Annotated in this window: 23 protein-coding genes; 7 read left to right on the top strand and 16 right to left on the bottom strand. The window is 38.1% G+C overall.

Annotated elements, in window-relative coordinates; all coding sequences use genetic code 11:
- Positions 1 to 64: 64 nt before the first annotated feature.
- From cpxA to yejK, 4 genes are all read right to left on the bottom strand, one after another.
- Entirely contained in the window at positions 65 to 1465 is a 1401-nt protein-coding gene (gene cpxA / locus A8M50_RS01190) for an envelope stress sensor histidine kinase CpxA (protein ID WP_005645667.1), read from the bottom strand.
- A 4-nt stretch (positions 1466 to 1469) separates the two neighbouring features.
- A complete protein-coding gene (locus tag A8M50_RS01185) occupies positions 1470 to 2156 on the bottom strand; it encodes a response regulator (RefSeq protein ID WP_005645734.1) in 687 nt (228 codons plus the stop codon).
- A 54-nt stretch (positions 2157 to 2210) separates the two neighbouring features.
- The gene (bamE, locus tag A8M50_RS01180; RefSeq protein WP_005645784.1) at positions 2211 to 2624 is read right to left on the bottom strand and encodes an outer membrane protein assembly factor BamE; all 414 of its coding nucleotides are present in this window, start codon (positions 2622 to 2624) and stop codon (positions 2211 to 2213) included.
- A gap of 64 nt (positions 2625 to 2688) precedes the next feature.
- Positions 2689 to 3705: a nucleoid-associated protein YejK gene (gene yejK, locus A8M50_RS01175; protein ID WP_005645701.1), complete on the bottom strand. Its 1017-nt coding sequence runs from the start codon at positions 3703 to 3705 to the stop codon at positions 2689 to 2691.
- A gap of 128 nt (positions 3706 to 3833) precedes the next feature.
- Here yejK and A8M50_RS01170 point away from each other — a divergent pair, with 128 nt between their 5' ends.
- From A8M50_RS01170 to acrB, 6 genes are all read left to right on the top strand, one after another.
- Positions 3834 to 4052: a YejL family protein gene (locus A8M50_RS01170; protein ID WP_005625990.1), complete on the top strand. Its 219-nt coding sequence runs from the start codon at positions 3834 to 3836 to the stop codon at positions 4050 to 4052.
- Position 4053: 1 nt separating this feature from the next.
- Entirely contained in the window at positions 4054 to 5811 is a 1758-nt protein-coding gene (locus tag A8M50_RS01165) for a DUF3413 domain-containing protein (protein ID WP_005645789.1), read from the top strand.
- 197 nt (positions 5812 to 6008) lie between these two features.
- A complete protein-coding gene (locus A8M50_RS01160; RefSeq protein WP_005631292.1) occupies positions 6009 to 7001 on the top strand; it encodes an amidohydrolase family protein in 993 nt (330 codons plus the stop codon).
- Positions 7002 to 7172: 171 nt separating this feature from the next.
- A complete protein-coding gene (acrR, locus tag A8M50_RS01155) occupies positions 7173 to 7736 on the top strand; it encodes an efflux transporter AcrAB transcriptional repressor AcrR (RefSeq protein ID WP_005634185.1) in 564 nt (187 codons plus the stop codon).
- A 31-nt stretch (positions 7737 to 7767) separates the two neighbouring features.
- Positions 7768 to 8964, top strand: a complete 1197-nt coding sequence (gene acrA, locus A8M50_RS01150; RefSeq protein WP_005634187.1) for a multidrug efflux RND transporter periplasmic adaptor subunit AcrA — start codon at positions 7768 to 7770, stop codon at positions 8962 to 8964.
- Positions 8965 to 8981: 17 nt separating this feature from the next.
- A complete protein-coding gene (gene acrB / locus A8M50_RS01145) occupies positions 8982 to 12062 on the top strand; it encodes a multidrug efflux RND transporter permease subunit AcrB (protein ID WP_005645620.1) in 3081 nt (1026 codons plus the stop codon).
- Between the two features lie 68 nt (positions 12063 to 12130).
- Here acrB and adk read toward each other — a convergent pair whose 3' ends face one another.
- The 12 genes from adk to A8M50_RS01085 form a co-directional block, all read right to left on the bottom strand.
- Positions 12131 to 12775: an adenylate kinase gene (adk, locus tag A8M50_RS01140; RefSeq protein WP_005625977.1), complete on the bottom strand. Its 645-nt coding sequence runs from the start codon at positions 12773 to 12775 to the stop codon at positions 12131 to 12133.
- A gap of 83 nt (positions 12776 to 12858) precedes the next feature.
- Positions 12859 to 14136 (bottom strand): MFS transporter, encoded by a 1278-nt coding sequence (locus A8M50_RS01135; protein ID WP_005634191.1) that lies wholly within the window; start codon positions 14134 to 14136, stop codon positions 12859 to 12861.
- 142 nt (positions 14137 to 14278) lie between these two features.
- Positions 14279 to 15295 carry a UDP-glucose 4-epimerase GalE gene (gene galE / locus A8M50_RS01130; protein ID WP_005645769.1) on the bottom strand — a complete coding sequence of 339 codons (1017 nt, stop codon included), beginning with the start codon at positions 15293 to 15295 and terminating at the stop codon, positions 14279 to 14281.
- 43 nt (positions 15296 to 15338) lie between these two features.
- Positions 15339 to 16586: an ATP-dependent RNA helicase RhlB gene (rhlB, locus tag A8M50_RS01125; protein WP_005645636.1), complete on the bottom strand. Its 1248-nt coding sequence runs from the start codon at positions 16584 to 16586 to the stop codon at positions 15339 to 15341.
- Positions 16587 to 16702: 116 nt separating this feature from the next.
- A complete protein-coding gene (yacG, locus tag A8M50_RS01120; protein WP_005645697.1) occupies positions 16703 to 16909 on the bottom strand; it encodes a DNA gyrase inhibitor YacG in 207 nt (68 codons plus the stop codon).
- Entirely contained in the window at positions 16902 to 17522 is a 621-nt protein-coding gene (gene coaE, locus A8M50_RS01115; RefSeq protein WP_005645810.1) for a dephospho-CoA kinase, read from the bottom strand. The genes yacG and coaE overlap by 8 nt, the downstream gene beginning before the upstream one ends.
- Positions 17523 to 17631: 109 nt before the next feature.
- Positions 17632 to 17928, bottom strand: coding sequence for a DUF1294 domain-containing protein (locus A8M50_RS01110; RefSeq protein ID WP_032826549.1), 297 nt, complete (start codon positions 17926 to 17928; stop codon positions 17632 to 17634).
- A complete protein-coding gene (gene glyA / locus A8M50_RS01105; protein WP_005645550.1) occupies positions 17925 to 19190 on the bottom strand; it encodes a serine hydroxymethyltransferase in 1266 nt (421 codons plus the stop codon). Before glyA ends, A8M50_RS01110 begins: the two co-directional genes overlap by 4 nt.
- A 123-nt stretch (positions 19191 to 19313) precedes the next feature.
- Positions 19314 to 20603 (bottom strand): phosphoribosylamine--glycine ligase, encoded by a 1290-nt coding sequence (gene purD, locus A8M50_RS01100; RefSeq protein WP_005645751.1) that lies wholly within the window; start codon positions 20601 to 20603, stop codon positions 19314 to 19316.
- A gap of 185 nt (positions 20604 to 20788) precedes the next feature.
- On the bottom strand, positions 20789 to 22387 hold the full coding sequence (gene purH / locus A8M50_RS01095; protein ID WP_005645661.1) for a bifunctional phosphoribosylaminoimidazolecarboxamide formyltransferase/IMP cyclohydrolase: 1599 nt from the start codon (positions 22385 to 22387) through the stop codon (positions 20789 to 20791).
- Between the two features lie 181 nt (positions 22388 to 22568).
- Complete coding sequence (locus A8M50_RS01090) at positions 22569 to 22973, bottom strand: DoxX family protein (RefSeq protein WP_005645657.1); 405 nt, start codon at positions 22971 to 22973, stop codon at positions 22569 to 22571.
- 112 nt (positions 22974 to 23085) lie between these two features.
- On the bottom strand, positions 23086 to 24825 hold the full coding sequence (locus A8M50_RS01085; protein ID WP_005645764.1) for a protein-disulfide reductase DsbD: 1740 nt from the start codon (positions 24823 to 24825) through the stop codon (positions 23086 to 23088).
- Between the two features lie 190 nt (positions 24826 to 25015).
- Between A8M50_RS01085 and arcA the strand changes: the two genes are divergently transcribed.
- Positions 25016 to 25726: a two-component system response regulator ArcA gene (arcA, locus tag A8M50_RS01080; RefSeq protein ID WP_005627543.1), complete on the top strand. Its 711-nt coding sequence runs from the start codon at positions 25016 to 25018 to the stop codon at positions 25724 to 25726.
- Positions 25727 to 25798: the final 72 nt, after the last annotated feature.

Raw genomic sequence — 25798 nt, 5'->3', positions numbered from 1 at the left:
TTTACATAAAGGTGTAAATATTATTTTACACATTAGGGAATGAAAATGCGGTCTATTTTGATTTTTAGTTACTGATCCATAATGGCAATTGTATAGTCACAGCAAGTCCACCCATTGGGCTTTTTTCCGCCCAAACTTTACCCTGATGTTCTTTAATAACATTAGATACAATCGCCAGTCCCAGACCTGTACCACCAGTCGTTCTAGTTCGTGTTTCATCCACACGATAGAATGGCTCAAAAATTTTCCCAAATTCATCGGGATTAATGCCAGCACCATTATCATCAATACGAATCGACAGGAACCCTTCACGCTCTTCTTTCAGAAAAGAAATGCTTAATACAATTTTATTTTTTGTATATTTGAGCGCATTTGTCACAATATTTTCAACCGCACTTTCTAGCAATCTAAAATTACCATTAAGTTGTGGTTCATTTTTCGGCAGATTAATTTTTACAAGAAACGCTATTCCACGTTGCTCTGCCTCAAATTTTGCATCATTGATAATATCAGTCCAAAGCGTATTGGCATAAAAAATCTCCCGTTCCACTTGACTATTCATTTGATGGCGTGAAAGTAGAAGTAGCTCACTAATCATCTTATCCATTCGGCCAATTTCTCTTTCAATGCGTTTTACGCTATCTGTTTCACCACATTCATGGCGAACAAGCGCTGTAGCCAACTGTAAACGAGTAAGTGGCGTTTTTAATTCATGTGAAATCGATGAAAGTAGAGTTTGTTGATTAGAAATTAGATTATCAATAGACGTTGCCATTCGATTAAAACTTTGACCAACTTGACGTAATTCTAATGGACCATTAGCCACTAAGCTCTTATCAATTTTAAAATTACCTAATGCCACTGAATTCGCTGCTTCTTGCAAGCGAGAAATAGGCTTAGTCAGCATTCTTGTAAACCACCAAAGCAATGGGCTAGTGATTAAAAGAATAATCAAAATCAATATAATGGGTCTATCAAAAACATAATTAAAAATCTCACGCTGTGGATTAACGTAAGAAATAAAATACAAGGCATAGGAAGCCGTATCCCCTAAATAAACTTGGAACGGCCCTGAAAGCTGAAGCTCATTAAAATTTTTACGTTTAGGTTCTGAAAAATCGCCAGACACATCTGCAAATCTTCGAATATAAGGCGCTTCCTCTGGCAATTCGCCGAGAATATTTTTAGTTTTTAAATTAATCAGAACAGGTCTGAAAGGTTGAAATTTATCTGAATGTAAAACAGGAACTTTTGAAATTAGTCCTTGTAATTGACCATTACGAACGATATTCAGAATTTCTTTTTGATAGTTAACAATATCTGATTCTTTTAGAGGAGAATAGAGTCTGAGATCGAAGTTAGGTAGTGCGATCACAAGACTCATCATAATGAAAAAAGAAAACCAGAACAGAGCAAATGTTCTGATTGCAAGTTGATTTAAACTGAAAAGACTACGCAATTTCATAAAACTAAGTGACTAAAAGATATCCTTTTCCGCGTAAGGTTTTAAACCAAGGCAATTTGCTTTCTCGCTCTGGTAACTTGCGTCTCAAATTAGATATATGCATATCAAGAGAGCGATCAAATGGACTTAGCGATTTTCCCATTACCTCTAAACTTAATTCTTCTCGAGTAACAATATTACCTTTCGACTTCAGTAATAGATAAAGAATTTTAAATTCATAATCGGTTAAATTTAAGTTTTCCTCGCCATACATCGCAGTTTGGCGAGTCAAATATAAAGTTACGTTTTCAAAAGATAATATTTCTTTTGTATCGTCAACATTATTTGATGGCGACACACTTCGACGCAAAATCGCTCTAATTCTTGCAACTAATTCACGATCATTAAATGGTTTAGGCAAGTAATCATCCGCACCCAATTCTAAGCCCACTACACGATCGATATCGTCACCTCTTGCAGTAAGCATCATCACTGGCACATTAGAGACTCTGCGAATTTCTTTTAATGTATCAAGACCATTTAGCTTCGGCATCATCACATCAAGCAAAACCAACTCATGGCTCTCATCAAGTTTTTGTAATGCCTCTAATCCATTATTTGCTGTTTGAACATCAAACCCTTCTAGCATTAAAAGGGATGAAAGTAATTCCGTCAATTCAACATCATCATCAACGAGCAAGAGTTTTGACATTGGGGATTCCTTTTTATCAATAGTTCTTGTTGTAGTGCGGTGAAAATAGAAAGATTATTTCCAGAATTGCCACCAGCTTGATTTTGGTTTCTCACCAGTTTGAATAATGGTGTTGTTCTCGCCTTGTTGAGAAACTTCTGGCAAAGGTTTATCAAGATTGGTTTCTGTCACAATCCCACGTTGATCAAATTTTACAGTGAAAGTATGTTGAACAGGTGTTTCATAAGCACGTTGTTGTAAGAACACATAGTACCAAGTCTGACTATTATAAGGATCGATTAATACTGGCGTACCCAACAAATATTGTACTTGTTGAGCAGTCATGCCTTCTTTAACTTGAGCAACTGTAGTCGCTTCTAAATAGTTGCCTTGTGGTACATCAATTCGATATACAACTTTTTCAATGGTGGAACAAGAAGCGACGCTTAATGCTAAAAAGGTTGCGCCTAAAAGTGTTTTAACTTGCATTTTCTTTACCTTATTTGTGCAAAAGTACTGTCAAATAATACCCAAGTTTGAGCATATTTCCAAATTAATTCTCTGATTTTAAAGCCTTTTGTAATTGATCTTTTAAATTCGGCGGTAAACCGTTGATAGTAAGTGTATCAGTCATCGGTTCCCATTGAATTCGAGTATTTAATAAATCAGCATCGAAACTAATACTCACCCCCTTTCCTGAACCAGTGAATTTTGTTAGGGATTTTAAAGTTGAACGTACTGGCGGAATGCTGTCTTCCAAGCCATAATTCTGTTCTCCCGCAAAGGTAACAAAAGGCTGTTCGTTTAGAGTGGGTAAGGAATCAGAAAGTTCCTGCAATTCAATTTCATCGCCGCCTGCAAGTTGAGCTTTACAATATTCAAACACTTGTTTTTTCACTGCTTGAGTTTGCTCTTTGTTGAGTTCACCTTGATCACAATAATCACTCACAGCTTGCAATAAACATTGATTTTGAACTTGTGGATTTAACCCTTCTTCGGCACCTAAAAAATCCATGAAAAAATCACTAATTTTGCGACCAACACGACCTTTTATGAAAGTTAAATAACGATTAGAGTTTGCATTCACCTGCAAATCCGTCAAATTCACTCTTGCCGCAATATCAAACTGAGTAATATCAAGATATTCTGTACGGCGAATATCTAAATGCTCATCCACTAACATACTATGACGGCTATCAAGCAATGCAATAAACAAGTAATCTGTCGCCAAGAAATTATATTGACATAAAATCAAGGTTCCACTTTCTGCAAAGTTATATTTGCCCAGCTCATCTGCAAGCAATTTTGTTGAGTGTTGACTAAAACCTAAAAACTCAATTTCTTGTTCCAATAAACGATTTAAATGTTGTGCAAATATAGACTTTTCCTGAAACACGCCAAAAGCCTTCGCTTTGTTTTGATAGCCTTGATGAAGTTGCAACATCATTTGTTCTACTTCTGGCGTAATTGACAACAGCTCATCGCGTAATACGCTTTCCATTTTTATGCTGTCGCCATCCACATTTTTGACTAACTGATGCAAAACAATTTGATTAACGGTAATACTCATTTTTGTCACCTTTGAAAAATTTGCCGCAAATTATAACCGCACTTTTTAAGCAAGAAAAAAGAAATTATTTAGGTTCTACCAAATAATCGGGTATCATAAGCCAAATTTTTTGTTTTATTTTTAACATTATGGCTCAACATTCTAAATATTCTGATGCTCAATTAAGTGCGATTGTAAACGATATGATCGCAGTGCTAGAAAAGCATAAAGCCCCTGTAGATCTCTCCTTAATCGCTCTGGGTAACATGGCAAGCAATTTATTAACCACCAGTGTGCCGCAAACTCAACGTGAGGCATTAGCTCAAGCGTTTTCGAATTCCTTAATTAATGCGGTAAAAACACGTTAATATGAAATGGATTAAAAAAGGCACTTTCAGCGGCAAACAATACCGTGATGACGTTTCACGAAAAATTTCGTGGGGCCATTGGTTTGCCTTTTTTAATATTATTGTTGCTTTTCTTATTGGCACTCGTTATGCCTTTATCATTGACTGGCCAGATACTCTCGCAGGAAAACTTTATTTCTTTGTGAGTTTGCTTGGACATTTCAGTTTCAACGTTTTTGCGTTGTACTTACTCGTGGTCTTTCCACTAAGTTTCATTGTTAAAAATCACCGCACTTTTCGCGGATTAACCGTGATATTTTCCACGATTTGTACAACCTTATTATTATTTGATACCGCCGTTTTCAATCGTTTTAATCTGCATTTATCCTCTGTTGTATGGAATTTGCTGGTCAATCCAGAAAATGGTGAAATGTCACGCGATTGGCAAATATTTTTTGCACCAATGCCAATAATTTTACTGGCACAAATGTTATTTTCTCGCTGGAGTTGGGAAAAATTACGCAGTCTTGAACGCCAAAAATGGCTAAAAGGAACCGGTATATTCTTAACCGCAATGTTTATTGTGACGCATTTAATTTATGCTTGGGCAGATGCTTATTTGTATCGTCCTATTACCATGCAACGATCTAATTTCCCTTTATCTTATCCAATGACAGCTCGTTCTTTTTTAGAAAAACACGGTTTCTTGGATGGAGAAGAATATACGCAAAAATTGGCACAAGAAGGCCGTTTAGATGCCTTAAAAATTGATTATCCGAAAAAAGAACTCACTTACGCACCAATTACGTACAAACCTAATATTCTGATCGTAACGGTTTCGGGTTTACGCTATGATGCGATTTCTAGTGAAAAGATGCCAAAACTTGCTGAATTTGTAACAAGTTCAACAGAATTCACTAATCATTACAGCACAGGCAATAGTAACAACGCCGGCTTAATTGGGTTATTTTACGGGCTAAATGCAAATTACACCGATAGCATTTTAAGCAATCATACCCAATCTGTTTTAATCGAAAAATTACGTGCTGAACATTATCAATTGGGTTTATTTTCTGCTACGAATTTTAAAGATAGCGTCTTCCGCCAAGCATTATTTCGTGAAATAAAACTTCCATCAAATAAAACCAACAAACCAAATAATGAAAGTGCGGTAAAAAATCTCAATGATTTTATTAAAGCACAAAAAACTGACTCACCTTGGTTTGCTTATTTAGATTTAGCCTTGGAGGCTAAAAATCCATCAGATTATGACCGCACTTTGCAGGACATTGATTCTCTTTTAGCAAAAGTGTTAGAAACTACACCGCTTGAAAATACGTTAGTCATTATCACGTCAGAGCATGGTTTAACCTTTAATGAAATGAATGAAAAAGAGCGAGAAAACTACTTTGGGCGCGATGAAGTTCAAGTGCCATTGCTTGTATATTGGAAAGATTTACCAGTAGGCAAACAAAATGGATTAAGTAATCATGCGGATATTTTCTCTGCATTAATGCAAACAGTATTCCGTGTAGAAAACCCGTTGATGGATTATAGTCAGGGACGTAATCTCTTTGATCTTAAGGGTGATGACTGGGTGCTTGCCTCTAATTTCCATTGGAATGTGGTGATTCAACCTGATGGAACACAATATCACATTGATCGCAAAGGGAATTACAAAAAATTCGATAAAGATTATATCGAGCAATCTTCAGACAGACCGCCACTTGGAATCTTCTTAGAAGCCTTCCAATTACAAAATTTCTTCTTTGAAAAATAATCTATAAGGGCATAAAAGAATAGATTTTTTGCCCTTAAGCCTTTATACTCACGACTCAGTTTAAGACTGAAAAATGTTATTAATGAAAATCCGTGAGTTTTTCATAACATTATCATAATGCTTCTCGCCGTACTTACAGTACCTTTCAATTAATATACATTCTCGTCTTTTTATCCTTTCTTTTTTACGGAGTTTGTATGAAAAGCCACGTTCGTAGTTTTAAAACCTATATTCGCGATGAAATTATCAAAAAAGGCGGGTGGGTAAATGCCCATGCACATGCTGACCGCGCTTTTACGATGACGCCAGAGAAAATTGGGATTTATCATAGTAGTAATTTGCAACAAAAATGGGATTTAGTGGATGAAGTAAAACGCACTTCCAGTGTTGATGATTATTACGCACGTTTTTGCCAATCTATTGAATTAATGATATCCCAAGGTGTAACCGCATTTGGTACTTTTGTCGATATAGACCCAATTTGTGAAGATCGTGCAATTATTGCCGCACACAAAGCCCGCGAAGTGTATAAACATGACATTATTTTGAAATTTGCCAATCAAACTTTAAAAGGGGTAATCGAACCCACTGCGCGTAAATGGTTTGATATTGGTGCAGAAATGGTAGATATGATTGGCGGCTTACCATATCGTGATGAATTGGATTATGGACGTGGCTTAGAAGCGATGGATATCTTGTTAGATAAGGCCAAATCTCTTGGAATTATGTGTCATGTACATGTAGACCAATTCAACAATCCAAGTGAAAAAGAAACCGAGCAACTTTGCGACAAAACCATTGAACACGGAATGGAGGGGCGAGTTGTAGGTATCCATGGTATTTCCATTGGCTCACATTCAAAAGAATATCGCTACAAACTTTACGAAAAAATGCGTAAAGCCAAAATGATGATGATCGCCTGTCCTATGGCATGGATTGACAGTAATCGCAAAGAAGATCTTATGCCATTCCATAATGCGCTCACGCCAGCAGATGAAATGATCCCCGAAGGTATCACCGTTGCCCTAGGCACAGATAATATTTGTGATTACATGGTTCCTCTATGTGAAGGCGATTTATGGCAAGAATTAAGCCTATTGGCTGCAGGATGCCGTTTCCCACACTTAGACGAAATGGTCAATATTGCAAGTATTAATGGTCGTAAAGTGTTAGGGCTAGAGCCAATTTAGCTTTTTATTCCTCACAATCAAAAGTGCGGTCAAAATGGGCAACACTTAAAANNTTTTAAGTGTTGCCCATTTTCGTTGTGCTTTTGTGTTTTTTAACTTGCCAAAAAACAAATAAAATGAACGCTCATTCATTTTGAGCAATTATTGCTCCTTATTTTACTCAAGGATCTTATGCGACAAGCTAAAACAGACTTAGCTGAACAGATTTTTTCAGCGACAGATCGTTTAATGGCAAAAGAAGGGTTGAATCAACTTTCTATGCACAAACTTGCGAAAGAAGCAAATGTAGCAGCAGGAACGATTTACCTTTATTTCAAAAACAAAGATGAGTTGCTTGAACAATTTGCACACAGAGTGTTTTCAATGTTTATGGCAACACTTGAAAAAGATTTTGATGAAACTAAGCCTTTTTTCGAACAGTATCGACAAATGTGGAAAAACATTTGGTATTTCTTACAAGAAAATCCCACTATCTTATCCAATTTAAAGCAATATGAATCTTTGCCTAATTTCAAGGATATTTGTAAAAACGTTAAAAACTGCCGTTGGGATTTATTTCATCATCAAGCACAAAAAGCTGGCTTATTAGCGGAATTATCTGAAGATATTCTCTTTTTATTAAGTTTGAAAACAGCGATAAATTTAGCCTCTGATACAAAATTTATCGATTTCGATCTTAAGCCTGAAATTTTAGAATCTGTGATTGAACGCTCTTGGCGTGCGATTCAGAAATAATTGTTGTTATTTTTATAACGGAGCTTTAAACATGAGTCAAACTCAACATCAAAGACCAAAACGCTCACATATTTTCTTTATGAAAATAATTTTAGTGGTATTTGTCTTAATTTTTGCCGGTGTCATCGGTTTTAATATGATAAAAGGCGTAATGATAAGCCGAGCCATTGCGGGCATGCCAGAACCTTCAAGCCCAGTGACTGCACTTGAAGTTCAACCGCGTGAATGGACGCCAGTTATTAACACAACAGGTCTTGTGCGTCCAAATCAAGGCGCAATGCTCAGTACACAAAATGCCGGTACGATTTCTCAAGTATTTGTGCAAAATGGCCAACAAGTGAAAAAAGGCGATTTACTCATTGAACTCGACAGTTCAGTAGAACATGCTAGCCTTCAAGCCGCACAGGCACAACTCCCAGCTCTTCGCCAAACTTATCAACGTTATGCGAATTTATTGAAAAGCAATGCCGTTTCACGACAAGAAATGGATAACGCAAAAGCGGCTTATGACGCTCAACTAGCCAATATCGAATCTTTAAAAGCAGCAATTGAGCGCCGTAAAATCGTTGCGCCATTTGATGGCAAAGCAGGTATTGTGAAAGTAAACCTTGGTCAATATGTGAATGTTGGAACAGAAATTGTGCGTGTTGAAGATACTAGCTCAATGAAAGTGGATTTTGCCCTTTCACAAAATGATTTAGATAAATTGCATATCGGTCAACGCGTCACAGCGACAACAGATGCTCGCTTGGGCGAAACATTTTCAGCTCGAATCACAGCTATTGAACCTGCCATTAATTCATCAACTGGTTTAGTTGATGTTCAGGCTACATTTGATCCAGAGGATGGGCGTAAATTGCTTTCAGGCATGTTCTCACGTTTACGCATTGCGCTTCCAACTGAAACAAATCAAGTTGTCGTTCCACAAGTAGCCATTAGCTACAACATGTATGGTGAAATTGCTTACTTACTCACACCATTATCTGATGAAGACAAAGAGAAAATGGCTGAGAATAAAAAATTAGATCGTTTATATCGAGCAAAACAAATCACTGTATTTACTAAAGATCGCCAAGGCATTTATTCTCAATTACAAGGTAATGAAGTAAAACCGGGTGATAAAATTATCACTGGTGGTCAACAAGGTATCGGCAATGGCAGTCTTGTAGAATGGATTGAAAAAGACATTGTAGGTGCAACAGAACCAGTAAATAAAACTAACCTTTAATCAACTAGGAAATACGAATGAAATTTACCGATATATTTATTCGTCGTCCTGTTTTAGCGATTTCAATTAGCTTGCTTATTATTATTTTAGGTTTGCAAGCTATTTCGAAATTGACAGTGCGTGAATACCCTAAAATGACCACCACGGTAATTACGGTAACAACTGCCTACCCTGGTGCTGATGCAAATCTAATTCAAGCATTTGTTACTTCTACACTAGAAGAATCTATCGCCCAAGCGGATAACATTGACTATATGTCATCTAGTAGTGCTCCAAATGCATCGACTATTACAGTCAAAATGAAACTGAATACCGATCCTGCCGGAGCACTTGCTGATGTATTGGCAAAAGTAAATGCTGTGCGTTCAAAATTACCAAGCGGTATTGAAGATCCAACGGTGGCTTCATCTTCCGGTGGTACGGGGATTATGTATATAAGTTTCCGCTCCAACAAACTAGACTCAAGTCAAGTAACAGACTACATTAATCGCGTAGTCAAACCTCAATTCTTTACGATTGAAGGTGTGGCAGAAGTACAAGTATTTGGTGCAGCTGAATATGCATTACGTATTTGGTTAGATCCACAAAAAATGGCGTCACAAAATCTTTCTGCGCCAACGGTAATGTCTGCTCTTTCTGCAAATAATGTACAAACTGCGGCTGGTAATGATAACGGCTACTATGTCACTTACCGCAACAAAGTTGAAACAACGACAAAATCAGTTGAGCAATTAGGTAACTTAATTGTTGCTTCTCGTGGCGATGATTTAGTACGCCTGCGCGATATTGCAACCATTGAATTGAACAAAGAAAGTGATAATTCTCGTGCAACTGCAAATGGTGCGGATTCTGTTGTATTAGGCATTAATCCAACTTCATCGGCTAATCCATTAACAGTGGCAGAGAAAATCCGACCGCTCTTTGAAAGTATTAAAAAGCAACTACCGGATAGTATGGAAACTGACATTCTTTATGACCGCACTATTGCAATTAATAGCTCAATTCATGAAGTAATTAAAACTATTGTGGAAGCAACTGTTATTGTATTAGTGGTTATTTTGATGTTTATCGGATCGTTTCGCGCAATTTTAATTCCAGTTCTCACCATTCCGATTTCGTTGATCGGTGTTTTAATGATGCTACAAAGTTTAGATTTTTCTATTAACTTAATGACACTATTAGCACTTATTCTCGCTATCGGTTTAGTCGTTGATGATGCGATTGTCGTGTTAGAAAACGTGGATCGTCATATTAAAGAAGGAGAAACACCATTCCGCGCAGCAATTATTGGTACTCGTGAAATTGCCGTGCCTGTAATTTCTATGACTATCGCATTGATCGCGGTTTATTCACCGATGGCTTTAATGGGCGGAATTACCGGCACATTGTTTAAAGAGTTTGCTTTAACCCTTGCTGGTGCAGTGTTTATTTCTGGTGTTGTGGCATTAACGTTATCGCCAATGATGAGTAGTAAGTTACTCAAATCCAATGCTAAACCAACATGGATGGAAGAACGCGTAGAACATACCTTAGGTAAAGTAAATCGTATTTACGAATACATGCTTGATCTCGTTATGCTCAATCGTAAATCAATGCTGGCTTTTGCTGTGGTGATTTTCTCAACGCTCCCATTTTTGTTTAATTCACTTTCTAATGAATTAACACCAAATGAAGATAAAGGTGCATTTATTGCGATTGGTAATGCGCCATCTAGCGTAAATGTGGATTACATTCAAAATGCAATGCAACCATACATGAAAAATGTAATGGAAACACCTGAAGTCTCTTTTGGGATGAGTATTGCAGGCGCGCCAAATTCTAATGGTTCGTTAAATATCATCACATTGAAAGACTGGAAAGAACGTTCACGAAAACAATCTGCAGTAATGAATGAAATCAATGCAAAAGCGAAATCAATTCCAGAAGTCTCCGTATCTGCATTTAACTTTCCTGAAATTGATACAGGGGAACAAGGCCCTCCAATCGCTATTGTGTTAAAAACGGCTCAAGATTATAAATCGTTGGCAAATACCGCTGAGAAATTCTTAAGTGCGATGAAAGCCTCTGGCAAATTTATTTATACAAATTTAGATTTGACCTATGACACGGCGCAAATGACAATTTCAGTCGATAAAGAGAAAGCCGGTACTTACGGTATTACGATGCAACAAATCAGTAATACTTTCGGAAGTTTCTTATCTGGAGCAACAATTACGCGAGTGGATGTCGATGGACGTGCCTATAAGATTATTTCACAAGTAAAACGTGACGACCGTTTATCGCCCGAAGCATTCAAAAATTATTACTTAACGGCAAGTAATGGGCAATCTGTGCCATTAAGCAGTTTAATCACGATGAAGCTAGAAACACAGCCAACTTCATTATCACGCTTTAGCCAATTAAACTCAGCACAGATTAGCGCAGTACCAATGCCTGGTTCATCAACGGGTGATGCAGTTTCATGGCTACAACAACATGCAATAGACAACTTACCGCAAGGCTATACGTTTGACTTTAAATCTGAAGCACGTCAATTAGTACAAGAAGGTAACGCATTAGCCGTCACTTTTGCATTGGCTGTTATCATCATATTCTTAGTACTTGCCATTCAGTTTGAATCTATACGTGACCCAATGGTAATTATGATTTCCGTACCATTAGCCGTAAGTGGTGCATTAGTGAGCTTAAATATTTTATCCTTCTTTGGCATCGCGGGAACAACATTAAATATCTATTCTCAAGTCGGGTTAATTACTCTCGTTGGATTAATCACCAAGCACGGTATCTTAATGTGTGAGGTCGCAAAAGAAGAGCAGCTAAACCATGGTAAAACGCGAATTGAGGCAATCACTCATGCTGCAAAAGTACGTTTACGCCCAATCCTAATGACAACCGCTGCAATGGTAGCTGGCTTAATTCCATTACTCTATGCAACAGGTGCGGGAGCAGTATCTCGCTTTAGTATGGGGATAGTGATTGTAGCAGGATTATCCATTGGTACTATTTTCACCTTGTTCGTATTGCCTGTGGTATATAGCTATGTCGCAACCGAACACAAACCATTACCGGTTTTTGATGAAAATAAAACAACCCACTAATTAAAACATAGAAAAAAACAAACCGCACTTAGGTCACCCAAAGTGCGGTTTATTTTTTTAGATTATTTTTAGCCTAAGATTTTATCTAACTCTTGGCTAACTTCTTCTACTTTTTTTGTACCATCTAAACGGAAATATTGAGTATTCCCCGCTTTCGCTTCTGCTTGGTAATAATCAATTAATGGGCTGGTTTGTTTATGATATACGGCTAAACGATCTAATACAGTTTCTGGTTTATCATCTGCACGAATAATTAAATCTTCACCTGTTACATCATCTTTACCTTCCACTTTTGGTGGATTATAAACGATGTGGTAAGAACGACCAGATGCTTGGTGCACTCGACGACCACTCATACGTTCAACAATCACTTCGTCTGGCACATCGAATTCTAAAACAAAGTCAATTTTAACGCCTGAATCTTTCAATGCATCCGCTTGAGGAATAGTACGAGGGAAACCATCTAACAAGAAACCATTTGCGCAGTCAGGTTGTGCAATACGATCTTTTACAAGGGCAACGGTTAATTCATCTGGTACTAATTTACCTTCATCCATTAATGCTTTAGCTTGTTTGCCAAGTTCAGTCCCTGCTTTAATTGCAGCACGGAACATATCGCCAGTTGAAATTTGTGGAATACCAAATTTGTTCATAATAAATTGTGCTTGAGTGCCTTTACCTGCACCTGGTGCACCTAAAAGAATAATTTTCATAAAAAATCTCCATTAATAAAAACGTGGTTAAGATACTGATAAAGCATAGTGCGGTCAAATTTTTTATAATTTTTACCGCACTTTTATAGTGAATTGGCCGTATTATTATCTTGATTCCAAGGCGCTACCCAAAATAAACAAAGCATGCCAGGAATCGCTAAAAATAAACAAAACCAAAAATACTGATAATACCCCACTGCTCCCACAACATAACCAGAAAGCATACCTAAAACTTTACTTGGCAAAGCTGAAAGGCTTGTAAAAAGTGCAAGCTGTGTTGCGGTATAAAGAGGATTACTCTCACGCGCCATAAAAGCCACAAAAGCTGCGGTGCCAAGTCCAACACCGATATATTCTGCCGCAATCACAACACCCAGTTTCCATAACTCGGCCGATGTAATAACATCAAAATGTCCGAAAGCGGCCAACCAAATAAACCCACCAATTGTCACCATTTGTACAAGCCCAAATAGCCACAATGCACGGTTAATACCCAGTTTTAGCATTATCACACCACCGGCAAGCCCAGATAAAATGCTTGACCAAAGTGCGGTACTTTTTACAACAATGGCTATATCCTCTTTGCTAAACCCCATATCATAAATAAATTTGGTTTGTAGCGTTGTGGCAAAAGAATCCCCGAACTTATACAAAAACAAAAACAGTAAAAAACCGATAGCCTGAATAACGCCCTTACGCTGGAAAAATTCTTGTAATGGAATCCAAAATGCTTGATAGAACGGCTGATTAGTTTGCTGCATGTCTATTTTTGGTTCTTTTGCTAAAAATAATGTCATGAAGATGCCCGCTAACATACAAAGTGCGGTCCATAAAAAGACTGTTTCCCAAGGATAAATCGCCGCCAAATAGAGCGACAGCCCACCAGGAATTAATCCCGCAATTCGATAAGCATTAATATGAATAGTGTTTCCCAAACCTAATTCATGATCACTCAAAATTTCACGACGATAAGCGTCTAACACGATATCTTGTGTGGCTGAAAAAAAAGCTATAAGCAATGCAATATTTGCTACCATGCTCAGTTGTGTGAGCGGATCAAAAAGGCTAATGATGTAAAGTAAGATCAATAATGCCACTTGTGAAAGCAACATCCAGCTACGACGACGCCCTAAAAAACTCGGGAAATAACGATCCAATAATGGTGCCCACAAAAATTTCAATCCATAAGGCAACATCACACCGGTTACTGCACCAATAAGCTCAATTGAAAGATGTTTATCTGTCAGCCAAACAGGCAACATTTGCAATAACACAAATAATGGCAAACCAGAATTAAAACCTGTGAATACGCAAATCAACATCTTGCGTGTAAAAATTTGGGAAGAAAGGGAATTTGACATAAAGTGCGGTTAATTTGGGTTATATTTTAGAAACTTTGCCTTTCAATTAAAGGATAAGTGTAAAAATTAGGGGGATTTTGAATCACTCCCCCAATGTTTAGCATTCTTCTTCCTAAAAAAGAAAAACAAATATTAGAGAATATTAATCTCTGTACCCTTTTGGATTATTTTTCTGCCAGTTCCACGTATCTTGCATCATTTTTTCAAGACCACGTTCTGCCACCCAATCAAGCTCTTTTGCAGCTAAACTAGGATCAGAATAGCATGTCGCAATATCACCAGGGCGGCGTTCTACAAGTTTATATGCAATGGTAATGTCGTTGGCTTTTTCAAAGGCTTTTACCATATCTAATACGGAATAACCATGGCCTGTACCTAGGTTATAAATATGTAAGCCAGCATCATTTTCATGACGTTGAAGCGCTTTCAAATGCCCCACAGCTAAGTCCACTACATGAATATAATCACGCACACCTGTTCCATCATGGGTGTCGTAATCACTACCAAATACAGAAAGTTGTGCTAATTTACCGATAGCAACTTGGCTAATATAAGGTAATAAATTATTTGGAATACCATTTGGATCTTCACCAATTAATCCACTTTCATGCGCCCCAACCGGATTAAAATAACGCAAGATGGTCATGCTAAATTTTGGTTCCGCTTTTGCTGTATCACGTAAAATCTGCTCAACCATATATTTAGAGGTACCATAAGGATTGGTTGTACCACCGACTTCACAATCTTCCGTAATTGGAATAATTTTTGGATCACCATAAACCGTTGCAGATGAGCTAAATACGAAGTTCCAAACACCCGCTTTTTTCATTTCTTGAATTAATACAAGGGTGCCAGCGACATTGTTTATATAATATTCTGTCGGCTTTTGAACACTTTCACCTACGGCCTTCAACCCAGCAAAGTGAATAACGGAGTTAATCTCATTTTCTGCAAAAATTTTTTGTAACAAAGCACGATCTAAAATATCACCTTCATAAAACTTTGCTTCTTTGCCTGTAATTTGTTTTACACGCTCAAGGGATTTTGGCGATGAATTGCAAAGATTATCTAATACCACCACCTCTTTGCCAGCATTTAATAATTCTACAACTGTGTGAGAACCGATATAACCGGCGCCACCTGTCACTAAAATGGCCATAATGATTTCCTTATTAATTATTGAAACTAAAAAAATTATATCACTATTTTGTGTGATAAGAACGATGTCTTGTATGCCCTTGCGCCGGATCTGCACGTTTTAAACGATATGGTTTCGGCAGTTCAAGCAAGGCTTCTGTTTCATATTGGCTCACTGGGATAGAATGGCCAATATATTCTTCAATAGCGGGTAAATTCATCGCATATTCTTCGCAAGCAAAACTAATCGAAACGCCACTTTCCCCTGCTCGTCCAGTACGGCCAATTCGGTGAACGTAATCTTCTCTATCATCGGGTAAATCATAATTGAAAACATGCGTCACATCAGAAATATGCAAACCACGAGCAGCCACATCTGTTGCTACTAAAATATCTAGATCACCGTCGGTAAATTGTTTCAATAACGACAAACGTTTTTTCTGTGCTACATCGCCAGTCAGTAAACCAACACGATGTCCATCAGCCGCCAAATACCCCCAAATTTCTTCACAACGATGTTTCGTATTTGCAAATACAATACAGCGCTCAGGCCATTCATCTTCCATTAAGGTTAAGAGAAGTGCCATTTTATCCTGATTAGATGGATAAAAAAGTTCTTCTTTGATTCGGTGCCCTGTTTTTTGTTCCGGTTCAATTTCAATATATTCAGGGTCATTCATATCTTCAAATGCTAATTCACGCACTTTATAAGAAAGCGTCGCTGAAAATAACATCGTTAAACGCGCTTGTGGAGCGGGGCATTTACGCAATAAATAACGAATATCACGGATAAACCCAAGATCAAACATTCGATCCGCTTCATCTAGTACGACAACTTGGATTTCATCTAAACAAATTACGCCTTGTTTTACATAATCAATGACTCGCCCCGTCGTACCAATCAAAATATCGACGCCACGCTCAATCGCTTGTAGCTGTTTATCATAACCATCGCCACCATAAGCAAGTGCGGTCTTTAATCCACTTGCTTTTGTAAGAAATTCTGCGTCATTACTAATCTGCACCGCTAATTCTCGAGTAGGTGCTAAAATCAAAGCTCTTGGGTGACGATATTCAAGATTAGGATCTTGGTGAGTTAAAAGATGGTGAAAAGTAGCAGTTAAAAAAGCCATTGTCTTGCCTGTACCAGTTTGAGCTTGTCCTGCGACATCTCGTCCATTTAAACTGCTAGGCAAGGATAAAGCCTGAATTGGGGTACAAAAATCAAAGCCTTTTTTTGCCAAAGCATCTCGTACAATCGGATGTAGAGGAAGATCGGAGAATCGTTGTTGGCTTAAATAATCTTGTTGCATAAAAATCACATTTTAGAATAATAAAATTACGTTTAGCATAGCATGCTTAGGGAAAATCCTCAAAAAAGGACCGCACTTATAAAAATTAACCGATAGGGTTTCCTATCGGTTAATCTCTATTTAATACTCCATTCGTCACTCACATTTGGATCCATTGCAAAATCAGCAGTATCGCTTGGAATCGCTTTTTCTTCAGCAGCCCATTCGCCAAGATCAATTAACTGGCAGCGCTTACTACAAAAAGGTCGAAAAGTACTTTCATTTGTCCAAGGCACAGATTTTTGGCAAATCGGACAAGGTACTTCAATAATTTCGTCAGACATTTTTATTTTCCGCTTGTTGTAAATAAAACTGGTGCAATTCTAGCACCTTTTGCTGCAAATACGGTAAGTTTTGGGCCAGTTCAACATCATTGTTAATCACATCATCCGCCCATTTTAAACGCTCTTGTTGAGAAACTTGAGAATTCATAATTCGTTGAATTTGTTCAAAATTATTGTTATCTCGTTGAGCTGAACGAGCAAGTTGAGTTTGTGGACTCACATCCACCACCAAAATACGATCACAAAGTGCGGTCAATTTATTTTCTATTAATAAAGGGACGATAAATAATGTGTAAGGCGCAGTTTGTTCAGAGAGTTGTTGTTTCATTTGTTCACGTATAGCGGGATGTAAAAGATTATTTAACCACAATTTATCTTCATCATGACTAAAAACTCGTTCTCGTAAAGCCGCACGATTAAGTTCGCCTTGTTCCGTTAAAATTTGATCCCCAAAATGTTCAACAATTTTTGATAATAAAGGGGAATCTTTCGCAACGACTTCTCTAGCAACCACATCTGCATCCACTAGAGGTACGCCAAGATCGGCAAATAAATTAGCAATCGTTGTTTTACCACTACCAATACCACCAGTTAAGCCAACAATATAAGTCATATGATTTCCCATAAAAAAATTTTCAGTATTATACAAAATAACGCTAGTAAAAATCAGTTCTCCAAGCACAATGTTTAGTGAGGTATAACAAATTAGTTTATCTACATTATCATGCTTTTACATATTGAAAAATAAAAGAAAAATATAACCATGGAAAAACGACACCCCAAAGAAATGCACTAATAACAACAATAAATTTAAAACTAAAATGCAGGGTTTTATGACGAAAATGGTTCATAGCTAAATGTATTCCCATAAAACCACCTAAAAGGCTTAGAAGAAAAAATGTTTTTTCAGGAATTCGCCACTCATTACGCATGGCCCGAATTTTATCTCTCCACATAAAAAAATAAGCGGCGATATTGATCGCCGCTAACCATATAATCAACGAAAGAAAATAAATCATTTCGGATAAACTGGAAGACGTTTACAAATTGCTAATACTTTTTCTTTAGTTTCAGCAATCACTTGTTCTTCATTTTCTTTGCCTAAAGCATCTAAAACATCGCACATCCAGCCAGCTAATTCACGCACATCATTTTCATTGAAACCACGGCGAGTTACAGATGGTGTACCTACACGAATACCTGAAGTCACAAATGGTTTTTGCGGATCGTTTGGTACAGCATTTTTATTCACGGTAATGTTTGCTTTGCCTAATGCCGCATCAGCTGCTTTACCTGTTAATCCTTGTTTAATGAAACTTACCAAGAACAAGTGGTTTTCAGTACCATTTGACACAACGTCATAACCACGTTGTTTAAATACTTCAACCATCGCTTTTGCATTTCTCAACACATTTGCTTGGTATTCTTTATATTGAGGCTCTAATGCTTCTTTAAAGCAAACTGCTTTTGCCGCAATAATATGAACTAATGGACCACCTTGGTTTGCAGGGAATACGGATGATTGTAATTTCTTGTAGATTTCTTCATCGCCACAAGATGAAAGAATTAAACCACCACGCGGACCGCCCAATGTTTTGTGAGTTGTTGTTGTCACAACATGTGCATGAGGGAGTGGGTTTGGATATAAACCCGCTGCAATTAATCCTGCTACATGCGCCATATCCACAAATAAATATGCACCAACTTCATCTGCGATTTCACGCATTTTCGCCCAATCCACAACTTGTGAATAAGCTGAGAAACCAGCAACGATAAGTTTTGGTTTACATTCTAATGCTTTTTGACGAACATCTTCATAATCAATTAAGCCATCCGCAGTGATTCCATAAAGCACAGAGTTATAAATCTTGCCAGAGAAACTTACTTTTGCACCGTGAGTTAAGTGCCCACCGTGAGCCAAATCCATACCTAAAATAGTATCGCCCGCATTAATCAATGCACCATACACCGCAGCATTTGCTTGTGAACCAGAGTGCGGTTGAACATTCACGTAATCTGCACCAAATAATTCTTTCGCACGATCAATTGCTAACTGTTCCACAATGTCTGCATACTCACAACCGCCGTAATAACGTTTACCTGGATAGCCTTCAGCGTATTTATTAGTGAATTGTGAGCCTTGAGCTTCCATCACGCGCGGACTAGCATAGTTTTCAGATGCAATTAGTTCGATATGTTCTTCTTGACGACGATTTTCATCTTGGATCGCTTGCCACAATACTGGATCGTAATCAGCGATAGTCATATTTCTTGTAAACATTGTGTTCTCCTGTTATGTAATTTATGGCAGATAGTTTAACTGTTTATGGATAAAAACTTAATTAAAATTTCATTCCTAAATTTTCATCACTTAAATGAAATTAATTCATCATAATGATATGAATTATTTTTGCAACTCTCGTTCTACAGCTCTGTAACCAATGTCTCGACGATAAAAACGTCCAGACCATTGAATTTGTTCAGCGAGTTTTAAGACTTTTTGTTGCGCTTCAAATACGCTTTCGCCTAACGCAGTAACACAAAGCACACGACCGCCGTTCGTGACTAACTTGCCTTCTTGTTCTGCAACGCCCGCTAAGAAAACTTTCTCATTTTCGACCGCACTTTGAGGCAAACCGCTGATTTCATCGCCTTTGCGATAATCTCCCGGATAACCTTCTGCTGCTAATACGATACCTAAAGAAGCCTTCGGGTTCCATTGGGATTTCACTTCATCCAATTTTCCCTCGCAAGCCTTAAGAGAAAGCTCAACGAGATCGGATTCAAGACGAAGCATAATCGGCTGCGTTTCCGGATCACCAAAACGACAGTTAAATTCAATCACTTTCGGCTGGCCATTCGGCATAATCATTAGTCCTGCATACAAGAAACCTGTGTAAACATTGCCTTCTGCCGCCATGCCATTGACTGTTGGATAAATCACTTCACGCATAATGCAATCATGAATTTCTGGTGTCACCACTGGGGCTGGTGAATATGCCCCCATACCGCCGGTATTCAGACCTGTATCATTTTCGCCCACGCGTTTATGATCTTGGCTAGTCGCCATAGGTTCGACGTTTTTACCATCTACCATGACGATAAAACTGGCTTCTTCGCCATCTAGAAACTCTTCAATCACCACTCGGCTACCCGCTTCACCAAAGGCATTGCCAGAAAGCATATCACGCACAGCCTCTTCCGCTTCCTGCAATGTCATTGCCACGATGACGCCCTTGCCCGCCGCCAAACCATCTGCTTTTACGACAATTGGTGCACCTTTTTCTCGCAAGTATGCCAATGCCGGCTCTACTTCGGTGAAGTTCTGATATTCTGCTGTTGGAATTTTGTGACGAGCGAGGAAATCTTTAGTGAATGCCTTTGAACCTTCCAATTGCGCCGCCGCTTTCGTTGGACCAAAAATTTTCAATCCAGCTGCACGAAATGCATCCACCACACCAATTACCAGCGGAGCCTCTGGTCCTACAATTGTCAATCCAATTTGGTTATCTTGAGCAAATTTCACTAATGCGGGGATATCTGTTGCAGAAATATTCACGTTTTCTAGTTTGTGTTCCAATGCGGTACCCGCATTGCCTGGTGCGACAAAAACTTTATCTGCTAGTGGAGATTGTGCTGCTTTCCAAGCGAGGGCGTGTTCACGACCGCCGTTTCCGATGATGAGGATATTCATGTTGTAGTCCTTGTGTATGCTTAATTTAAAAAAGTGCGGCTATTTTTTACCTGCAATTCCCCCCTCTTTTGTAAAGAGGGGGCGAGGGGGAGATTTAAACGATATTGAATTTAGTATGAGCTTGAAATCACTTCTGCCAAATCTCCCCTTCCCCTCTTTGCTAAAGAGGGGGATAGTTAGATAAATTAATGTCTAAAATGACGCATTCCAGTCAATACCATCACCATATTATGTTCATCCGCGGCATCAATGACTTCTTGATCGCGCATTGAGCCACCTGGATGAATCACACATTGAATCCCTACTTTCGCCGCTGCATCAATACCGTCACGAAATGGGAAGAACGCATCAGATGCCATTACACAACCTGCCACGGTCAAGCCTTCATCCTGTGCTTTGATACCTGCAATTTTGGCCGAATACACACGGCTCATTTGGCCTGCACCAATGCCGATGGTTTGGTTATCTTTGGCGTAAACAATGGCATTGGATTTCACAAATTTCGCCACTTTCCAGCAGAATAATAAGTCTTTTAATTCTTGTTCAGTTGGTTGACGTTTACTCACCACTTTTAAATCCTCCACACCAACCATGCCTAAATCCGCATCTTGTACTAATAAACCGCCGTTTACACGTTTAAAATCCAAACGTTCAGAACGTGACGTCCATTCGCCACATTCAAGCAAACGAACATTTTTCTTACGTTTCACCACTTCTTGCGCTTCGGCAGAAACTTTCGGTGCAATAATCACTTCAACAAATTGACGTTCCACAATTTCATTCGCGGTTTTTTCGTCTAATTCACGGTTGAAAGCAATAATGCCGCCAAATGCAGAAGTTGGATCGGTTTGGTATGCACGATTATAGGCTTCTAAAATATCTTTACCTAAAGCCACGCCGCATGGATTGGCATGTTTAACGATTACACAAGCTGGCTCATCAAATTCTTTCACGCATTCAAGTGCTGCATCAGTATCAGCAATATTATTGTAAGACAAGGCTTTACCTTGCAGTTGATTAGCCGTAGCCACGCTCGCTTCTTTCACATTCAAATCAACATAGAAAGCAGCATTTTGATGGGCATTCTCGCCGTAACGCATGGTTTGTTTACGCACGAAATTCAAATTTAAAGTCCGTGGGAATTGACCGCACTTCGCATTCGCATCTTCTTCCTCAGCTACATGATATGGTTTCACCATTTGTCCGAAATAGTTCGCAATCATAGAATCGTATTGCGCGGTGTGTTCAAATGCTTTGATGGCAAGATCAAAACGAGTTTCAAGCGTTAGGCTGTTTTGATGTTTATCCATCTCTGCAAGAATTGTGTTGAAATCATGATTATTCACCACAATCGCCACATCTTTATGGTTTTTCGCGGCAGAACGCACCATAGTTGGTCCACCGATATCAATATTTTCTACCGCATCAGCCAAGGTGCAATCAGGTTTAGCCACGGTGGCTGCAAATGGATATAAATTCACCACCACCATATCAATGCCTTCAATGCCGTGTTGTTGCATGATGGCATCATCTGTACCGCGACGACCTAAAATCCCACCATGCACTTTTGGATGTAAGGTTTTCACACGACCGTCCATCATTTCAGGGAATCCCGTATAATCAGACACTTCAGTCACCGGCAAACCATGCTGCTCCAACAATTTTGCGGTACCTCCTGTGGAAAGTAGTTTTACACCACGCTGTACTAATCCTTGAGCAAATTCTACAATACCGGTTTTATCAGAAACACTCAGTAAAGCCTGACGAATTGGACGATCTGTCATTACATTTTCCTTTCATTAAATGGTTAAAAATAAGCGGGGTGAATTATAACGCAATCGTTTGCGTAAATATAGGAAAGATTAAATAAAATGTAATCAGAATAAAGTACGGTAAATTTTAGATATAAAAAAGCCCACAAAACGTGGGCAAATAAAAGGATTAAATTATGAAACTACAACTAAACTACTTTTTAAAAAACTTGTTATCTAAGGCACAAGCACCTGCACCAGAGAATACAAAATATAAGAAAAGTATAGAGTAAAGTAACGCAAGCTCACCGCCATTTGCAATTGGGAATAATAAATTCCCTTTTCCAGCCACATGCATAAAGAAATACGCAAAAGCCATTTGACCAGATAAAATAAACGCAGCTGGACGCGTAAATAATCCTAAAATTAATAAGATTGAACCGACAATTTCAATCACGCCACCTACAATCATCATAGAGTCACCGACTGGGCCATTTCCACCCGTCATGGAAATTGGGAACTCCCATAATTTTGCTGTGCCATGTAAGATAAACATGTAAGCAGCAGTCATGCGTAATAGCGCTAATACATAAGGGCGATATTTTTCAAGATTGTTCATTTGCTTTCCTTTGTGTTTAAAGATGAATTAAAACTGTGTCATATTAATATTTAACGGATAGTTAAACAATAATCAAAATTGAAAAAAACTCTTTACTAAAATTAAAAAATAACTAAAGTAGCTTTTCAATCCAATTAGAAAAAGAATCGGCATCCATAAAGCCCGTTACTCTACTTCCTTGAATCTCATTATTTCGCTTATCAAAAAATAAAATTGTGGGTAATCCCATCACATTAAAGCGTTCCATTAATGCTTTATTTTCAGGGCTATTCTTTGTCATATTCACTTGTAACAATAAGATATTTTGAAATTGCTGTTGCACTTTTGGATCTGAAAAAGTCAACTTTTCAAATTCTTTACAAGCCACACACCAATCCGCGTATAAATCCAACATCGCGATCGAATGCGGAGTTTCCGCTAAAGTGCGGTCAAGTTCTTCAATATTTTTAATTTGCTTAAATTTAACCTGAGAAACAGGCTTATTTTCTCCCGCACTTTGTGTTGTGGTCTGAGCTTGCCAAATCCAATTTTGCAAAGGTTGTACGGAAACCATAGCCAACGCAAAACTGATAATTTTAATGGCATAGCCAAAACCACTCTTAGGCATCTGCAACGCAAACCAAATAAAGAATGCTGTCACTAATCCAGCCCATAAGCGTGGCTCCCATACTTCAGGCAAAATACGAGAAAGTAAAAACACAGGTAACGCTAACATAACAAAGCCGAATGTTTGTTTCACTGTGTTCATCCACTCACCTGATTTTGGCAAAATTTTATTACCAAACAATGTGATTAACATTAGCGGCACGCCCATACCAAGTGCGAGTAAATAAAGAGTTGCCGCGCCAGTGAATAAATCACCACTTTGCGCCACATAAAGTAAAGCGCCAGAAAGTGGTGCAGATGTGCAAGGTGATGCCACCAACCCAGCAATCATTCCCATCACAAAGGAACCGCCAAAAGCACCTGAGGTTTGTTTTTGACTCCATGTATTCAATTTATTTTGTAAGCTATTTGGCAATTGAATGGTAAATAAGCCAAACATTGAAAGGGCAAGCACAACAAATAAAATAGAAAGCCCAATCATCACATAAGGATGTTGCAAGGCGATTTGAAACGGCAAACCAATAGCCGCTACTGCTAGTCCTAACAAGGTGTAAGTCAGTGCCATGCCTTGAACATAAAGAAAAGCTAAACTAAACGCTCGCATCATATTTGGACGTTGTTGCTGACCAATAACAATAGCAGAAAGCAACGGTAACATTGGCAATACACAAGGCGTAAAAGCCAGTCCCAATCCCAAGAAAAAGAAACCCAAAATCGCCCATTTACTATGGAATAAACCATCAGCTAAACGATCTTGTTCAGATAAAAGTGCGGTATTTTTTTCAACTGTTTTTTCGACAATTTTCTCTTGAGAAACGGCTAAATCCCCAATTCGTAATACTTTAGTTTCAGGCGGATAGCAAAAACCTTCGGTACATCCTTGATAAGTGATTTCAACCTGATCATCAGCATTGCTAAATGCGCCGATAAATACGCCATCAATTGAGTGAGTAAACACCTTCACTTCACCAAAATAAGGATCTTGGTGTAATTCAGCTGCTTGTTGGGCATGCAAAGTGAGAGAATCCGATTTACCCACTAATTCAGCACTAATCTTATCTTGATATAAATAATAGCCATCAGCAATGTCCCAATGAACCTGTAATTGACTTTTATCCGTAGATAAAGTGGCAGAGAATGCAAAAGCATCATCTACTTTCAAGAAAGATTGTTTTTTATCAAATAGACCTGCATTAGCTGCAAGTGCGGTAAAAATCAGTGTAAAAAAAAGAAAAAGTTTTTTCATAGAATTGAAAGGAAAAGTAAAAATGCGCAAAATTCTATCACAAAGAAATTTGAATATCTAAAACTATGATTTAGATCATAAAAAAGAAAATCTTATAAAAAATAACCGCACTTTTTTATTGTTACAACAATGTTACACCGCTAGAATGGAATCATGATAGCATACACCAAAATAAGTATAAGGATGGAAAATGGCTACTCCACAAATTCTCGTTGTTGAAGATGAAATCGTTACCCGAAATACGCTTAAAGGGATTTTTGAAGCAGAAGGGTATGATGTGCTTGAAGCAGAAAATGGCGCAGAGATGCATCACATGTTGGAAAACCACAATATTAATTTGGTGGTGATGGATATTAATTTACCGGGTAAAAACGGTTTATTATTAGCAAGAGAGCTCCGCGAAGAGCTCAACTTGCCACTAATATTCCTAACTGGTCGTGATAATGAAGTCGATAAAATTCTAGGGCTAGAAATCGGTGCCGACGATTATTTAACCAAGCCTTTTAATCCTCGGGAATTGACTATCCGTGCACGTAATCTATTGCATCGCACAATGCCACATCAAGAAAAAGAAAATACATTTGGTCGAGAATTCTATCGTTTTAATGGTTGGAAATTAGATTTAAATAGCCACAGTTTAATTACGCCAGAAGGTCAAGAATTTAAACTTCCGCGCAGTGAATTTCGTGCAATGCTGCATTTCTGTGAAAATCCAGGAAAATTACAAACTCGTGAAGAATTACTAAAAAAAATGACGGGACGTGAATTGAAACCTCAGGATCGTACTGTAGATGTCACAATTCGACGCATTAGAAAACATTTTGAAGATCATCCTAATACCCCAAATATCATTATGACGGTGCATGGTGAAGGGTATCGTTTTTGTGGGGATATAGAATAAAGCCATTATTTCTATCAACTGAGAGACTATTTTAAAATTCCTTTTTGAAATTAATTTCCCATTTTGATAGAA

This window comes from Haemophilus haemolyticus (assembly GCF_001679045.1).
Taxonomy (GTDB): domain Bacteria; phylum Pseudomonadota; class Gammaproteobacteria; order Enterobacterales; family Pasteurellaceae; genus Haemophilus; species Haemophilus haemolyticus.
Note: the sequence above shows the minus strand (reverse complement) of the source record. Positions and strands in the feature narration are given on the sequence as shown.

What these genes read in the sequence shown, in the direction of transcription:
- coaE (WP_005645810.1), bottom strand. Translation starts at nt 17,522, where the DNA reads ATGACTTATATTGTTGGCTTAACTGGTGGTATTGGTAGTGGTAAAACA.
- A8M50_RS01185 (WP_005645734.1), bottom strand. Translation starts at nt 2,156, where the DNA reads ATGTCAAAACTCTTGCTCGTTGATGATGATGTTGAATTGACGGAATTA.
- galE (WP_005645769.1), bottom strand. Translation starts at nt 15,295, where the DNA reads ATGGCCATTTTAGTGACAGGTGGCGCCGGTTATATCGGTTCTCACACA.
- A8M50_RS01135 (WP_005634191.1), bottom strand. Translation starts at nt 14,136, where the DNA reads ATGTCAAATTCCCTTTCTTCCCAAATTTTTACACGCAAGATGTTGATT.
- purH (WP_005645661.1), bottom strand. Translation starts at nt 22,387, where the DNA reads ATGACAGATCGTCCAATTCGTCAGGCTTTACTGAGTGTTTCTGATAAA.
- yejK (WP_005645701.1), bottom strand. Translation starts at nt 3,705, where the DNA reads ATGAGTATTACCGTTAATCAAATTGTTTTGCATCAGTTAGTCAAAAAT.
- adk (WP_005625977.1), bottom strand. Translation starts at nt 12,775, where the DNA reads ATGAAAATTATTCTTTTAGGTGCACCAGGTGCAGGTAAAGGCACTCAA.
- A8M50_RS01090 (WP_005645657.1), bottom strand. Translation starts at nt 22,973, where the DNA reads ATGAACAATCTTGAAAAATATCGCCCTTATGTATTAGCGCTATTACGC.
- acrB (WP_005645620.1), top strand. Translation starts at nt 8,982, where the DNA reads ATGAAATTTACCGATATATTTATTCGTCGTCCTGTTTTAGCGATTTCA.
- acrR (WP_005634185.1), top strand. Translation starts at nt 7,173, where the DNA reads ATGCGACAAGCTAAAACAGACTTAGCTGAACAGATTTTTTCAGCGACA.
- cpxA (WP_005645667.1), bottom strand. Translation starts at nt 1,465, where the DNA reads ATGAAATTGCGTAGTCTTTTCAGTTTAAATCAACTTGCAATCAGAACA.
- arcA (WP_005627543.1), top strand. Translation starts at nt 25,016, where the DNA reads ATGGCTACTCCACAAATTCTCGTTGTTGAAGATGAAATCGTTACCCGA.
- A8M50_RS01110 (WP_032826549.1), bottom strand. Translation starts at nt 17,928, where the DNA reads ATGATTTATTTTCTTTCGTTGATTATATGGTTAGCGGCGATCAATATC.
- A8M50_RS01170 (WP_005625990.1), top strand. Translation starts at nt 3,834, where the DNA reads ATGGCTCAACATTCTAAATATTCTGATGCTCAATTAAGTGCGATTGTA.
- acrA (WP_005634187.1), top strand. Translation starts at nt 7,768, where the DNA reads ATGAGTCAAACTCAACATCAAAGACCAAAACGCTCACATATTTTCTTT.
- yacG (WP_005645697.1), bottom strand. Translation starts at nt 16,909, where the DNA reads ATGTCTGACGAAATTATTGAAGTACCTTGTCCGATTTGCCAAAAATCT.
- purD (WP_005645751.1), bottom strand. Translation starts at nt 20,603, where the DNA reads ATGAATATCCTCATCATCGGAAACGGCGGTCGTGAACACGCCCTCGCT.
- A8M50_RS01160 (WP_005631292.1), top strand. Translation starts at nt 6,009, where the DNA reads ATGAAAAGCCACGTTCGTAGTTTTAAAACCTATATTCGCGATGAAATT.
- bamE (WP_005645784.1), bottom strand. Translation starts at nt 2,624, where the DNA reads ATGCAAGTTAAAACACTTTTAGGCGCAACCTTTTTAGCATTAAGCGTC.
- A8M50_RS01085 (WP_005645764.1), bottom strand. Translation starts at nt 24,825, where the DNA reads ATGAAAAAACTTTTTCTTTTTTTTACACTGATTTTTACCGCACTTGCA.
- glyA (WP_005645550.1), bottom strand. Translation starts at nt 19,190, where the DNA reads ATGTTTACAAGAAATATGACTATCGCTGATTACGATCCAGTATTGTGG.
- rhlB (WP_005645636.1), bottom strand. Translation starts at nt 16,586, where the DNA reads ATGCAACAAGATTATTTAAGCCAACAACGATTCTCCGATCTTCCTCTA.
- A8M50_RS01165 (WP_005645789.1), top strand. Translation starts at nt 4,054, where the DNA reads ATGAAATGGATTAAAAAAGGCACTTTCAGCGGCAAACAATACCGTGAT.